Consider the following 13,658-nt stretch of genomic DNA (forward strand, 5'->3'; position numbering starts at 1 on the left):
AGCTCCCGAGCGCAGCGAGGCCCCGGCGGCGGACAGGGGCACGGCGGTGCCGTCCTTCGTCCACGGGACAGCGGTGTCCGTAGCCATGGCCAGCACCGGATCCGGCACTCGGTACATCGTTTCCTCGCAGGTGTGAGGCATGGTCTCCCCCAGTGTTCAACGGGCTGTGAAGACCACACTGGACGCGAACCCGCAGTCGGGGAACGGACGGCTGAGCCCCGGACCAGCAGTCCGTGGATGGACCGGGCGCCCCGTGCCACCATGAACCGGGTGAGCAGAGATGACCTGGGCGATTTCCTGCGCCGTCGGCGGGACTCGCTACGTCCGGAGCAGGTGTCGACGGCCCACCCGCCAGGACGACGCGCCCGGCGCGCTCCGGGGCTGCGCCGCGAGGAGGTCGCCGAAGCGGCCGGTGTTTCGGTCAACTACTACGAACGCCTGGAGCAGGCCCGCGCCTCGCGTCCCTCCCCGGAGGTGTTGACGGCGCTGAGCGCGGCACTGCGGCTCACCGTCGCGGAGCGTGAACACCTGGCGCGGCTGGCCGGTCAGATCCCCGTCGGCACGAACACTGATCGGGAGCCGGTGCCCGCCGACGCCCGACGGCTGTTGGGGCGGCTCGGCCCGATACCCGCCTACCTGGTCGACCAGCGTCAGGACATAGTGGCCTGGAACGCCACCGCAGCCGCGTTGATCACCGACTTCGGGCTCCTGCCCACCGAGGAACGCAACGTCGTGCAACTGGCCCTTCGGCTTCGGGGCACCCTCTGCTCGGCACCAGCGAGCACGGAAGGCGAGTTCATCCGGCGGTCCGCGGCCCAGCTGCGCGCCTCCAGCGCCCGTCACCCCGCCGACAGTGCCCTCAGTGAGCGGGTCAACGAGTTCGCCGCGCTCAGCGCGGACTTCGCCGCCAGCTGGCGCGACCACGACGTGCGCCCGTTGCCGACGCTGCGCAAACGCCTGTGCCACCCCCAGGTGGGTGAGCTGGAGCTGGAGCACCAGATCCTGCTGCTACCCGGCACCGAACTGCAACTGGTGATGTACACTCCGGACCCCGGCAGCCCGAGCGCCGACGCGATCGCCCGGCTCGCAACCCGAGGCGAGGGAGTCCAGCACGTGTGAACGTCGACGTGGGTGGCCCCACTCGCTCCCGTGGGACCCAGACCCGCGCTTTCAGCGGGGAAGGGGGCTCAGCGTCCGGGGGCCTCGTGCGCGGGGCACTCGGGCCGGGTCCCCGAACCCGGCCGGAGAGGGTGGGGCAAAGAACGGGGCAACCTGTGGTGCATGACGTTTGGGTGGCCCGTCCACCGGCCAGGCCGGGAGGAGAACCACCAACCACAGGGGGAACTCCCATGGCCCAGAACACTCCGTCCCTGCGCGTCTTCGCCTCGCCCGGCCGCTACGTCCAGGGCCGGGGCGCGATGGAGCGGCTCGGCACCCTGGTCGGAGGCGTGGGAAGCAGACCGCTGGTGCTCGCCGACGACGTCGTGCGGGGGCTGGTCGGCGCGACCCTGGAGCGCTCCTTCGCGGAGGCCGGGGTCCCGCTCACCTTCGAGCGCTTCGGCGGCATACCCACCAGAACCGAGTCCGAGCGGGTCGGTGAGGTCATCGGGTCACAGGACCACGACGTGATCGTCGGCCTGGGCGGCGGCGCGGCGATCGACGCCGCCAAGGCCGCGGGCGCCAACGCCGGGGTCCCCTGGGTGAGCGCCGCCACGGTGGCCTCCACCGACGCCCCGACCTCCGCCCTCTCCGTGGTCTACACCGAGAAGGGCGCCTTCGAGTCCTACCGCTTCTACGACCGCAACCCGGCTCTGGTGGTGGTCGACACCCAGCTGGTGGCCCAGGCGCCCACGCGGTTCCTGGCCGCCGGGGTGGGCGACGCCCTGGCGACCTGGATCGAGGCCCGGGCCCTGCGGGGCTCCGACGCCACGAACATGGTGGGGGGACGCCCCACCCGCGCGGGCACCGCCCTGGCCCGGCTCTCCTGGGACATCCTGTGGGAGTCCGCGCTCCCCGCGCTGGACGCCGTGGACCGCGACCTCGTCACCCCGGACGTGGAGGCGGTGGTGGAGGCCACCACCCTGCTCTCCGGCCTCGGGTTCGAGTCGGGCGGCCTCGCCGCCGCACACGCGGTGCACGACGGCCTCACGGCGGTCGACGAGACCCACCACCTCGCGCACGGCGAGAAGGTCAACATCGGCTCCCTCACCCAGCTGCTGCTGGAGGGCGCCCCCACCTCCGAGGTGGAGGAGTTCGCGGAGTTCACCGCCAGGGCGGGTCTGCCCACCACCCTCACCGAGGCCGGGCTGGGCAACGCCGACGACGCGCTGCTGGACCGGGTGGTCGCGGCCGCGACGGCCCCGGAGGAGACCATCCACAACCTGCCGTTCACCCCGTCCCACCGGGACGTGCGGGACGCGCTGCGCGCGGTGGAGGGGGTCGGCCGTCGAGCGCGGAAGCGCGCCGGGCTGGGTGAGCCCCGCGCGCCGAAGGGCTGATCACGCCCCCCGCCCCCTGCGGCCCGCCGTGGTGGGCGGGCCGCGGGGGGACGCTCCCTAGTTCAGGCCCTTGCGGGTGAGGAGGGGGCCCATACCGGGCTCACGGCCGAGGAAGTCGGTGACCGCCGCCATCGGGTCGACGCTCCCGCCCTTGGAGAGCACCTTCTCCCGGAAGCTGTCGCCGCCCGCGCGGGTGAGTCCGCCGTGCTCCTTGAACCACTCGACGCTCTCGGCGTCCAGCACCTCGCTCCACACGTAGGAGTAGTAGCCCGCGCTGTAGCCGTCGTCGGAGAAGATGTGCTGGAAGTACGCGCTCCGGTAGCGGGGGCGCACCAGCGGGTGCAGGACGCCAGCCGCCTCCAGGGCGCGCGCCTCGAAGGCCGCCGGGTCCTCGACGGTCTCGCCGGGGGCCAGGCGGTGCCAGGCCCAGTCGAGCAGCGCCGCGCCCAGGTACTCGAAGGTGCCGAACCCCTGGTTGAACTGGCTGGCGGCGGTCAGCCGCTCCACGAGTTCGGCGGGCACGGGCTCACCGGTCTCGTGGTGGCGCGCGTAGTGGGACAGGACCTCCGGCCACAGCGCCCACATCTCGTTGACCTGGGAGGGGAACTCCACGAAGTCGCGCGGCACGCTGGTGCCCTCGACCCGGGGGAACCGGACCGCCGACAGCAGGCCGTGCAGGGCGTGGCCGAACTCGTGGAAGGCCGTCTCGACCTCGTCGAACGTGAGCAGGGTGGGCCCGGAGACGGGCTTGGCGATGTTGAGGTTGTTCACCACCACCGGCCGCTCGTCCAGCAGGTACGACTGGTCGACCAGGTTGTGCATCCACGCGCCGCCGCGCTTGGTCGGACGCGCGTAGGGGTCCAGCAGGAACAGGCCCAGCGCGGTTCCGTCGCCGTCGAACACCTCCCACGTGCGCATGTCGGGGTGGTAGCCCGCGAGGTCCGGGCGCTCGGTGAACGTGACGCCGTAGAGCAGGGTCGCCGCGTGCAGGACGCCGTCCTCGATCACCCGGCCGAGCTCGAAGTAGGGCCGCAGCACGCTCTCGTCGAAGTCGTAGCGGGCCTTGCGGACCTGCTCCGTGTAGTACGGCCAGTCCCACGGCTCGATGTCGTGACCGGCGTGCTCGGCGAGCGCCTCGGCCTCCTTCTCGACGTTGCGCAGGGCCGGGCCGACCAGCTGGCCGAGCCGCTCCTCGACCGCCTCGACGGTCTTCGCCGTCTGGTCCGCGACCTTGTAGGCGGCGTGGTCGGGGTAGCCCAGCAGCCGGGCGCGCTCGGCGCGCAGCTCGGCCATGCGGGCGCCGATCTCCAGGTTCTCCGGGGCCCGCTCGGCGCTGAGCGTGTACAGGCGCTCGCGGGTGGCGCGGTTGGTGAGCTGGGCCAGCGCGGGCTGCACGGTGGTGTTCAGCAGCGGGAGGACGTACTCGTCGCCCTGCCGGATCGCGCTGATCCGCGCCTCGTCCAGGCCGTCGAGGTCGGAGACGTCGGCGGTGACCAGGGCAGACTCGCCGGTGGCCCGGACGACGTTGCGGGAGAACTCGGTGCCGAGCTCGGCCAGGCGCGCGTTGAGCTCCCGCAGCCGCTCCTGCTCGTCCTCACCGAGGTCGGCTCCGGCGTTGACGAAGTCGAGGCGGTACCGCTCCAGCAGCCAGGCCTCCTGGGGGTCGTCCGTGCTCACCTGCTGGATGCGCGCCCACAGGTCGCGGTTGAGGGAGATGGCGTCCCGGTGCCGGGTGGCACGGGGGGCGACCTGCTTCTCGATCTCACGGATGCCGTCGGTGGCGTCGGAGCCGGTCAGCGTGTTGAGCACGACCTCCACCCGCATGAGGGTCGCGCCGGAGCGCTCCAGCGCGGCGATGGTGTTGTCGAAGGTCGCGGGCTCCGGGTCGCGGGCGATCGCGTCGACCTCCGCGAGGTGTTCGGCCACGCCCTGTTCGAAGGCGGGCAGGAAGTGCTCCTCGCGGACCGCCGCGAAGTCGGGAAGACGGTAGGGCAGTTCGCTGGGCGACAGGAACGGATTGGCGGTCAAGGGGTGGTGCTCCTCGGTTCTTTGAGGGTGGGACGCTCGTGCCGTTCTACCGTGCCGCCGACCACCTGTCATCCCCTTACCCAGGGGTGACGTCCGGTCACCGAGGCCGGGTCCGGCCCTCCTCGGGACGGTTCCGACCAGGGCCGCGCGGGTCCCTACGGGGTTCGTCCCTGGCACGGCCCCGCACCCTGGTTTGATGGGCGTGATCCAGCGCACACGGAGGTGTCAGTTGCCCGAGACCACGGGCGTCCCCGGCCCCTGGGGCAGCCGCCCGCTCCCCCGCTCGGCCCTTCCCCCCACCGGTGATCCCGACCTGCGCGGCCCCCTCCGCTACGTGTGGTGGCTGATCTCCTCCCAGCCGTGGCGGGTGCTGCGCGGCTCCTTCTACGGCACCCTGTGGATGGTGGGGCTGGTGTTCCCGCCGTACCTGCTCGCCCGCGCCATCGACGACGGGCTGCGCGCCGAGGATCCCCGCGTCCTCGTCCTGTGGGCCGGGACCGGCGCCCTGGTGGCGGTGGCCACCGCGACCGTGTCGATCCTGCGGCACCGGACGATGTCCCTGGTCAGGACGGACGCCGCGCACCGGACCATGCGCGTGATCACCCGCCACTCCACCGTGCTGGGCGCGTCCCTGTCCCGCCGGGTCTCCTCCGGTGAGCTCTCCACGGTGCAGGCCTCGGACGTCCTGCACATCGCCCAGATCCTCACCCTGACCGGCCCCGGAGTGGGCGCGGTCGTCGCCTACGCGGGCGTCTCGGTCCTGCTGTTCACCATCTCGCCGCTGCTCGCCGCCATCGTCGTACTCGGCGTGCCGGTACTGGCCGCCGTCATCGGACCGCTGATGGGACGCCTGCACGGACACCAGACCGTCTACCGCGAACACCAGGGGCGCACCACCGCGCTGGCCGCCGACATCGTGTCCGGCCTGCGGGTCCTGTGCGGGATCGGCGGCAGGGAGCACTTCGCCCGCCGCTACGAGGACCGGTCCCGGGAGCTGCTGCACCAGGGCTACCGGGTCAGCGAGACCACCAGCTGGTTCCACGCGGTGAGCGCCTGCCTGCCGGTGGTCTTCCTCGGGGCCGTCACCTGGGTGGCCGCGCGCCTGGCGGTGAACGGGCAGATCACCGTGGGTGAGACCGTCGCCGTCTACGCCTACGTCGCCATCCTCATCCTGCCGGTGTTCTTCCTCATCGAGGGGGCCGGCGCCATCATCGAGGGCCTGGTGTCCGTGCGCCGGACCCTCGACCTGCTCACCCTCGACCCCCCGCCCACCGGCAGCGGCCGGGACCTGCCCGGCCCGGAGGAGGGCGCGGAGCTGGTCGAACCCGACTCGGGTGTGCGCGTCCCGCCGGGCCTGACCACCGCCCTCGTGTCGGCCGACGCCGGAGCCGCCGCCGTGGTGGACCGGCTCGGCCGCTACACGGCCTCCGACACCCTGTGGGGCGGGATCCCGCTGCGCGACGTGGAGGTCGGGGAGGTGCGTCGGCGCCTGCTGGTGTCCGACAACGAGTCCCACCTGTTCGCCGGTTCGCTGCGCGAGGTCCTGGACCCGCACGGCACCCACGCGGACACGGCGATCGAGGCCGCCCTGCACGTGGCGGGCGCCGACGACGTGGTCACCTCCATGCCGGACGGACTGGACTCCGCCGTCGAACCGCAGGGCCGCAACCTCTCCGGCGGTCAGCGCCAGCGGGTCCGGCTGGCCCGGGCGCTGCTCTGCGACCCCGAGGTGCTGCTGCTGGTCGAACCGACCTCGGCCGTGGACGCGCACACCGAGTCCACCGTGGCCGAGCGGCTGCACGAGGCCCGCTCCGGACGCACCACCGTGGTCGCGGGGACCTCACCGCTCCTGTTGGACCGGGCGGACCGGGTGGTCCTGCTCGTGGACGGGCGGGCCGCGGCGGTCGGCACCCACGGTGAACTGCTCGACCGACCGGACTACCGGACGCTGGTCTTCCGTGGGGCCTCCGACGAGGAGAACGGCCGGGTCGGCGCCGACGAAGGGACCCCTCAATGAGCCATCGACTCCCCGTCGCGGACCGCGCCCAGGTCCGTCGGGACACCCTCCTGCTGCTGCGCTCCGAACGCGGGCGGGTGGCCCGGGTGGTCCTGCTGACCTGCCTGGCCACCGGCGCCGGTCTGGTCGGCCCCTACCTCCTGGGCCGGATCGTCGACATGGTGCAGGCGGGCACCGCCACCCTGGGCGCGGTGGACCGGCTGGCCGCCGGTGTGCTCGCCGCCGCGTTCGTGCAGCTCCTGCTCACCCGGTACGCGCGCCGCGCCGTCTACCGGTTCGGGGAGCACGTCCTGCGGCGCCTGCGCGAGGACTTCGTGGGCCGTGTGCTGTCCCTGCCGACCCGTGTGGTGGAGCGCTCGGGCACCGGCGACCTCACCACACGCGTCTCCGCCGACGTGGGGAACGTGGGCGGCAGCCTGCGCGGCGCGCTGCCGGAGATCAGCATGGGCCTGCTCCAGATCCTGGTGCTGGTGGCGGCGATCACCTGGCTGCACCCGCTGCTGGGGCTGTGCGCCCTCCTCGGCTTCCCCCTGGTGTGGCCCGCCGCGCGCTGGTACCTGAGGCGTTCCCGCGAGACCTACCTGGCCGAGGGGACGGCCCTCTCCACCGCGTTGGAGGGCACCACCGCCACCGCCGAGGGCGGCCGCACCGTGGAGGCCCTGCGGATCGAGGAGGACCGGCGGGCGGTGACCGACCGGGACGTCGGCGTCCTGTACCGGGCCCGCCGGGGCAGTCTGCGGCTGCGGTCGGTGCTGTTCCCCGTCGCGGAGTCCGTCTTCGTGCTGCCCGTCTCCGTCACCCTGCTGGTGGGCGGAGCGCTGTACCTGAACGGCGGGATCGGCCTCGGCACCCTGGTGACCTGCCTGCTGTACGTGCAGCAGATGGTGGACCCGACGATCGGCGTCACCCAGAGGATCGAGGAGCTCCAGCGGGCCGGGGCGTCGTTCGCGCGTCTGCGGGGCGTGCAGCGGCTGCCGGAGGAGTCGTCGGACCCGGGCCTGGTCCCGGCGGACGACCGGATCGAACTGTCCGGCGTCCGCTACGCCTACGTGCCCGGCCACGACGTGCTGCGCGGGATCGACCTCAGCGTGCGCCCCGGGGAACGGCTCGCCGTGGTGGGGCCGTCAGGGGCGGGCAAGACCACGCTCGGCCGTCTGCTGTCCGGGGCGGACGTACCGGGCTCCGGGCACGTGTCGCTGGGCGGGGTGCCCGTGGCCGAGCTCGCCCCCGAGGTGCTGCGTGAGCGGATCGTCCTGGTCAACCAGGAGCACCACGTGTTCGCCGGGACCCTGCGGGAGAACCTGGCCATCGCCGCCGCCGAGGGCGCCGACGTGGACGACGGCACCCTGCTGAGCGCCCTGGACGCGGTGGACGCCGACTGGGTGCGGGGGCTCGCGGACGGCCTGGACACCCGGGTGGGTTCGGGCGGCGAGGCCCTGCCCCCGGCCCGGGCGCAGCAGGTGGCGCTGGCCCGCGTGGTGCTGCTGGACCCGCACACGGTGGTGCTGGACGAGGCCACCTCGCTGCTGGACCCGAGGACGGCGCGGCACACGGAGCGGTCGCTGGCCGCGGTGCTGGAGGGCCGGACGGTGATCGCGATCGCACACCGGCTGCACACGGCGCACGACGCCGACCGGGTGGCCGTGGTCGAGGACGGGCGCGTCACGGAGCTGGGCTCGCACGAGGAGCTCATCGCGGCGGGCGGCGCCTACGCGGCCCTGTGGAGCTCCTGGCACGGCACCGACTGACGGTGCCGTGCCAGGAGCGGGACGGGGCGGGGGCCGGTTCAGTTCAGTCCAGCACGCCGTTCCCGGTACGGGCCCGCGCGAAGACCTGGCGGAAGGCCGCCAAGGCGAGGGCCAGCCAACAGACGGCGGTCAGGAGCACCAGTCCCACGGAGCCCAGCACCGTCACGGCCGGAGCGCCCGACTCGACCGCCCGCACGGCGGCCAGACCGTGGGTGACCGGGAGGGTCTGGGCGACCCACTGGAGCGGGACCGGCCAGAACTCCACCGGAACCATCGCGCCGCAGATCGCGGTCGTGCACAGCACCGTGATCGCGCTGATGACGTTGCGGGCCTCGGTGAACAGCAGGGCCGCCGCGCCGAGGAGCAGGGTGAGGCAGTAGGTGCCCAGCACCGTGAGCGCCACGACTCCGACCAGCACGGGTACCTGCCACCCCGTCCAGACGATCCCGAACAGGGGCGGCAGGGCGAGGACCGCGATCGAGGTGGTGGCCACCGCGGAACCCGGCATCTGGAGGCTGCGGCCGAAGAAGTGCAGCCCGGGTTCGACCGGGGACGCGGCCAGCAGACCCATCGTCCCCGCATGGCGGTCCCAGCAGGTGGAGGCCACCGCCATGGTCGTCTCGGCCACGCAGGTCAGGAGCGCGGCGCCGAGCACGACGTACCGGGTGTACTCCGGATCGCCGACCAGCAGGCCGATCGCGGTGTAGAAGACGACCTGGCACAGGAGCCGGACCAGCCAGCCGAACAGCCAGGTCCTCCAGGTGTAGGTGTTCCGGAGGTCGGCCCGGGCGATGACCGCGCTGTGGCGCACCGTGCGCACGGCCTGGACGGGTGAGATCACTGTTCTTCCCCTCTTCAGACGCGGGACAGGGTGCCCTCGGCGCGGGCGCGCCGCAGGAAGCGGACCAGGGTGAACGAGCCCACCGCCAGGGCGGCTCCGCCCAGGCCGAGCACGGCGGCCAACCGGGGGACGACCGCCTCGACCGGCCCGGGCAGCAGGGAGTCGCGGAACAGGTCCGCGGCCCAGGACAGGTACAGCACCCGGCTGATCCCCTCCACCCAACCGGGGTAGAGCGCCACCGGAACCATCACACCGGCCAGCAGGAACACGGGCATGGACAGGGTGTTCTGCACGATCCTGGCGTTGGGTGCGGCGATGAACAGCGCCGACAGCGCGGTGGCGGTCGCGGCGGTGCCCAGGGCGGTGGCCACGATGGCCAGGACGAACACCACCGGGTGGTGCACGGTGATCCAGTGGCCGAAACCCAGCCCGGCGACGGCGATGGCCAGGGCGAACGCGGGCAGGGAGACGAGCATCGCCCCGCACAGGCGACCGAAGACCAGCGACGGCAGGGAGGCCGGGGAGGCCACCAGCGGCTCCAGCCGACCGTTCTCGCGGTCCTCGCTGATCATCTCGCCGGAGAACATCAGGGCGGCGGTCCACAGGGACATCAGGGTGGGGGCGACCACCGCGTACGCGGCCAGGTCCGAGCGGCCGGAGTACAGGACCATGGACATCAGGACCGCCGTGGTGAACGGGGTCCCGACCAGGGAGAAGTACGTGTCGGCGCTGCGTGACATGGCCCGGGTCTGGAATCCGAAACCCAGGGTGAAGGAGGTCAGCGGCCGCCTCACGACTCCACCGCCATCCCACGGTCGCCCACCAGGTGCAGGTACACCTCTTCCAGGCTGGGGCGGCTGAGGGACACGTCGCGGATCTCCGCGTCGACCAGAGCGCGCTGCACGGACAGGGTGGCCTGAGGGGTCTCGGTCTCCACCCGGGTCAGTCCTTCCTCGGTGTCGGTCACCGAGACCACGCCCGGCAGCGCGGCCAGCCGTCGTCGGAGCGGCTCGGGCACGTCGCGCGCGTCCACGCGTTCATAGGCGGAGACCAGGTCACCGACGGTCCGCGGGGTCTCGGTCATCACCAACGCTCCCTGGTCGATGAGGGAGACCCGGTCGCTGAGGGCCGCCGCCTCGGCCATGTCGTGCGTGGTCAGCAGGATGGTGGTGCCGCCGCTGCGCAGCTCACCCACCAGGGCGCGGAAGTCGCGGGCGGCCACCGGGTCCATGCCCACGGTGGGCTCGTCCAGGATGAGCACGCCGGGGTCGGAGACCAGGCCCCGGGCCAGGTGGAGACGCTGCTTCATGCCCCGGGAGAACCCGCCGACCCGGTCCTTGGCCCGGTCGGCCAGGCCCACGCGTTCGAGGAGTTCCTCGACCCTGCGACGGCGCCGGGCCCCGCTCAGGCCGTAGATCGAGGCCCAGAAGGCGAGGTTCTGCCGTGCGGTGAGCCGGTCGTAGGCACCCTTGTCCCCGCCGAAGACGATCCCGAGGGAGCTCCTGACCTCGGCGGTGCCGGTGACCACGTCGTGCCCGAGGACCCGGACGGTGCCGGAGGTGGGCAGCAGGACGGTGGAGATGATCTTGCACAGGGTGGTCTTGCCCGCGCCGTTGGGGCCGAGCAGCCCGTGGACCTCCCCTTCGGGAACGGACAGCTCGATCCCGCGCAGCGCCTCCAGGGGATCACGCCCCTTGCGCTGGTAGACACGTCTGAGGCCGGTGATCTCAAGAGCACTCACGTGCTGCTGGCTCCTCCGAGGAGATGGGGGTGTCATGGTCGGAGCGGGCAGCCGGGGGCAGGGGCGTGCCGTGGGGGAAGGGCACGGTTCAGACGGTAGCGAAGGGCGCCTCCCCGGTCTCCGGCCGGGGCTCGCGGGCGGGGCTCGCGGGCGGGGCTCGCGGGCGGGGCTCGCGGGCGGGGCTCGCGGGCGGGGCTCGCGGGCGGGGCCTCAGCTCGTCGCGGTGGGGTCTCCCGTGTCCGGGACCGGGCCTCTGCGGGGACGTACCCGAAGGCACCTCCACGGCGTCCGGCCGGGACTCGGAACGAGCCGTCCTCAGGATGTCGCTGTCGGGTCCGCTAAGGAGCGGGATCCGGGCGCGGGGAGGGGCGTTCGTGGATGTACTCCAGGCCGTCGACGTCGTCCCACTGCTCGCCCACGTGCTCGAAGCCGAACCCGGCGATGGTGGCGTTCGAGGCCGCGTTGTCCGGCCGGATCGAGGCCCGCACCACGGCGACCTCCGGCTCCGCGTCGGCCCGGCGGAGCAGTTCGACCAGGATGGCCCGCGCGTAGCCCCGGCGCCGCAGTTCCGGCACCACGGAGTACCCGATCTCGACCATCCGGCGTTCGTCCGGCGGACCGTGGAACCCGGCGTGGCCCACCGCCCAACCGTGGTCGTCGTCCACGACCACGCTGGTCAGCCACCCCGCCCGGTCGGGGACCGCCTGGAGCTGCCCGAGGCGGTACCGGCTCAGCCAGCGCATCTCCTCGGTGGCGAAGTGCTCTCCGAGTCCGACGCCCACGTGGGTGCTGGCCGTCACCGTGTCCCCCTCGGCCAGCGCGGCGAGCACGGGCTCGGTCATCTCCACCAGCCGCACCCTGGGGGCGGTGGAGCGGGACGGTGGGGTACTCGGCGCGTCTGTCACCGTTCCATCCTTTCCCGGGCGCACCGTCCGCACAACGTGTTTCTCCTTTTCCACGCCCCTGGGCACCCGGTTCCCGCCGACCGTCACCGGTCTCCGCGACGATGGGTGCCCGTCCGCACCACCCCTTCGAGGAGCACCCATGACCGACACCCGCCGCTGCGCCTGGGCCCGGAACGCCTCCGAGCTCATGACCGAGTACCACGACCACGAGTGGGGGCGCCCCTCGCACGACGACGGCTACCTGTTCGAGATGCTCGTCCTGGAGGGCGCCCAGGCGGGTCTGTCCTGGTCGACGGTGCTGAACAAGCGGGAGAACTACCGGAACGCCATGGACGGCTTCGACTTCGAGCGGGTGGCGGCCTACGGACCGACCGAGACGGACCGGCTCCTCTCCGACCCCGGCATCGTCCGCAACCGCCTCAAGGTCGCCTCCGCCGTGCGCAACGCCCAGGCCTTCCAGCGGGTCCGGGAGGAGTTCGGCGGCTTCGACCCCTACCTCTGGGGCTGGGTCGAGGGCGAACCGGTGGTCAACCACTGGTCCGTCCCGGAGGAGGTACCGGTGACCACCGACCTGTCCGACCGGATCAGCCGGGACCTCAGGAAGCGCGGCTTCAACTTCGTGGGCAGCACCATCGTGTACTCCTATCTCCAGGCCACCGGCGTGGTCGACGACCACCTCCGGGACTGCCCGGCCAAGCCCGCCTGATCCTTACCGTACGATGTACTGTACGCACTACGGAAGGATGCGTCTTGACCTTTCTCATCGCCGGGGCCACCGGCACCGTCGGCCGCGAGATCGTCCGGCAGCTCGTCGCCGCCGGACACCCCGTGCGCGCCCTGACCCGTGACCCCGAACGCGCGCGGGGAGCACTGCCCGAGGGAGCCGAGGCGGTCCGGGGCGACCTCACCGACCCCGACTCGCTCGTGCCCCACCTCAGGGGCGTCGAGGGCCTGCACCTCATCACCTTCGGCGGCGACGACTACGCGGCGCTGGAGACCGGGCCGCGCCTGGTCGAACTGGCCGCGTCCGCGGGCGTGCGCCGGGTGACGGTGCTGTCCGACTTCCACGAGGGCGGCGTCCAGGAGGCCCTGCGCGGGAGCACGCTCGCCTGGACCTTCCTCAACCCGGTCGAGTTCATGTCCAACCTCCTCGCGTACGCCGAGGAGATCCGCGCCGAGGGCCTGATGCGGGTGTCCCGCGACCAGCCGAGCGCCATGGTGCACGAGGCCGACATCGCCTCGGTGGCGGTCAGCGCCCTCACCGAGGACGGCCACGGCGGGCGGTCGTACCCGATCAGCGGCCCGGAGCCCCTGACCCCCGCCGAGCAGGCCGAGCGGCTGTCCACCGCGATCGGCCGGGAGGTCGCGGTGGTCCGGCTCAGCCCGGAGGAGACCGCCCGGAGCCTGCGCGCCGAGGGGCACGACGAGGAGTACGTGGCCTTCGCCCTGGATCTGGCGGCCAACCCCCCGAAGGTCGGCGGGCAGGTCCAGGACACCGTCCGGCGCGTCACCGGCCGCCCGGGCCGCTCCCTGGCCCAGTGGGCCGCCGAGCACGCGGAGCAGTTCACCGGGTAGCGCCCCCGATCGGGCCTGGTGCCCGCCGGCACCTCCTTCCCCGGCCCGTCGGTCCCGTCCGTTCTCCCACGCCTGGCCTGGAGGCTGGTCGCGGCACCCCGGCAAGAGACGGGTTCCGCTCCGAGGTGGGGGGCGGTCGTTCGCCAGACGGTGATCGTCGGGTTCACCGAAGAAGGGCGGCCGACATGTGGCCGATTGCGGCCAGAGTCCTGGACCTGATCACCCTCCACCCCCTAAGCGGCGCGGCGAGGGATCGGGGGGTCGTGCGGGGTCTTGGGAGAAATCGAACACCGGCCCTGACGTGG

General features: G+C 72.9%; 11 protein-coding genes. 6 read left to right on the forward strand and 5 right to left on the reverse strand.

The window, feature by feature from the left end; all coding sequences use genetic code 11:
• The first annotated feature begins 270 nt into the window (after nt 1-270).
• Together AC0VYL_RS26940 and AC0VYL_RS26945 are read left to right on the forward strand one after the other, a co-directional pair.
• Nucleotides 271-1,119 (forward strand): helix-turn-helix transcriptional regulator, encoded by an 849-nt coding sequence (locus AC0VYL_RS26940; protein WP_475481832.1) that lies wholly within the window; start codon nt 271-273, stop codon nt 1,117-1,119.
• 230 nt (nt 1,120-1,349) lie between these two features.
• Complete coding sequence (locus AC0VYL_RS26945) at nt 1,350-2,498, forward strand: glycerol dehydrogenase (protein ID WP_475457161.1); 1,149 nt, start codon at nt 1,350-1,352, stop codon at nt 2,496-2,498.
• A 57-nt stretch (nt 2,499-2,555) separates the two neighbouring features.
• On the opposite strand, the gene AC0VYL_RS26950 is transcribed toward AC0VYL_RS26945, so the two are convergent.
• Nucleotides 2,556-4,526, reverse strand: a complete 1,971-nt coding sequence (locus AC0VYL_RS26950) for a M3 family metallopeptidase (RefSeq protein ID WP_475481833.1) — start codon at nt 4,524-4,526, stop codon at nt 2,556-2,558.
• 229 nt (nt 4,527-4,755) lie between these two features.
• Here AC0VYL_RS26950 and AC0VYL_RS26955 point away from each other — a divergent pair, with 229 nt between their 5' ends.
• Both AC0VYL_RS26955 and AC0VYL_RS26960 read left to right on the forward strand, forming a co-directional pair.
• Complete coding sequence (locus AC0VYL_RS26955) at nt 4,756-6,543, forward strand: ABC transporter ATP-binding protein (protein WP_475481834.1); 1,788 nt, start codon at nt 4,756-4,758, stop codon at nt 6,541-6,543.
• A complete protein-coding gene (locus AC0VYL_RS26960) occupies nt 6,540-8,291 on the forward strand; it encodes an ABC transporter ATP-binding protein (protein WP_475481835.1) in 1,752 nt (583 codons plus the stop codon). Before AC0VYL_RS26955 ends, AC0VYL_RS26960 begins: the two co-directional genes overlap by 4 nt.
• Nucleotides 8,292-8,334: 43 nt before the next feature.
• Here the strand turns inward: AC0VYL_RS26960 and AC0VYL_RS26965 are convergent, their stop codons facing one another.
• The 4 genes from AC0VYL_RS26965 to AC0VYL_RS26980 form a co-directional block, all read right to left on the reverse strand.
• Entirely contained in the window at nt 8,335-9,132 is a 798-nt protein-coding gene (locus tag AC0VYL_RS26965) for an ABC transporter permease (RefSeq protein ID WP_475481836.1), read from the reverse strand.
• A gap of 14 nt (nt 9,133-9,146) precedes the next feature.
• Nucleotides 9,147-9,872, reverse strand: a complete 726-nt coding sequence (locus AC0VYL_RS26970; RefSeq protein WP_475481837.1) for an ABC transporter permease — start codon at nt 9,870-9,872, stop codon at nt 9,147-9,149.
• 50 nt (nt 9,873-9,922) lie between these two features.
• Nucleotides 9,923-10,873, reverse strand: coding sequence for an ABC transporter ATP-binding protein (locus AC0VYL_RS26975; protein WP_475481838.1), 951 nt, complete (start codon nt 10,871-10,873; stop codon nt 9,923-9,925).
• Nucleotides 10,874-11,211: 338 nt separating this feature from the next.
• On the reverse strand, nt 11,212-11,778 hold the full coding sequence (locus tag AC0VYL_RS26980) for a GNAT family N-acetyltransferase (protein WP_475481839.1): 567 nt from the start codon (nt 11,776-11,778) through the stop codon (nt 11,212-11,214).
• 139 nt (nt 11,779-11,917) lie between these two features.
• On the opposite strand from AC0VYL_RS26980, the gene AC0VYL_RS26985 reads away from it, so the two are divergent.
• Together AC0VYL_RS26985 and AC0VYL_RS26990 are read left to right on the forward strand one after the other, a co-directional pair.
• Nucleotides 11,918-12,484, forward strand: a complete 567-nt coding sequence (locus AC0VYL_RS26985; protein WP_475481840.1) for a DNA-3-methyladenine glycosylase I — start codon at nt 11,918-11,920, stop codon at nt 12,482-12,484.
• Between the two features lie 44 nt (nt 12,485-12,528).
• Nucleotides 12,529-13,353, forward strand: coding sequence for an NAD(P)H-binding protein (locus tag AC0VYL_RS26990; protein ID WP_475481841.1), 825 nt, complete (start codon nt 12,529-12,531; stop codon nt 13,351-13,353).
• The last annotated feature ends 305 nt before the right edge of the window (nt 13,354-13,658 follow it).

Source organism: Nocardiopsis sp. iso_238, from assembly GCF_056173325.1.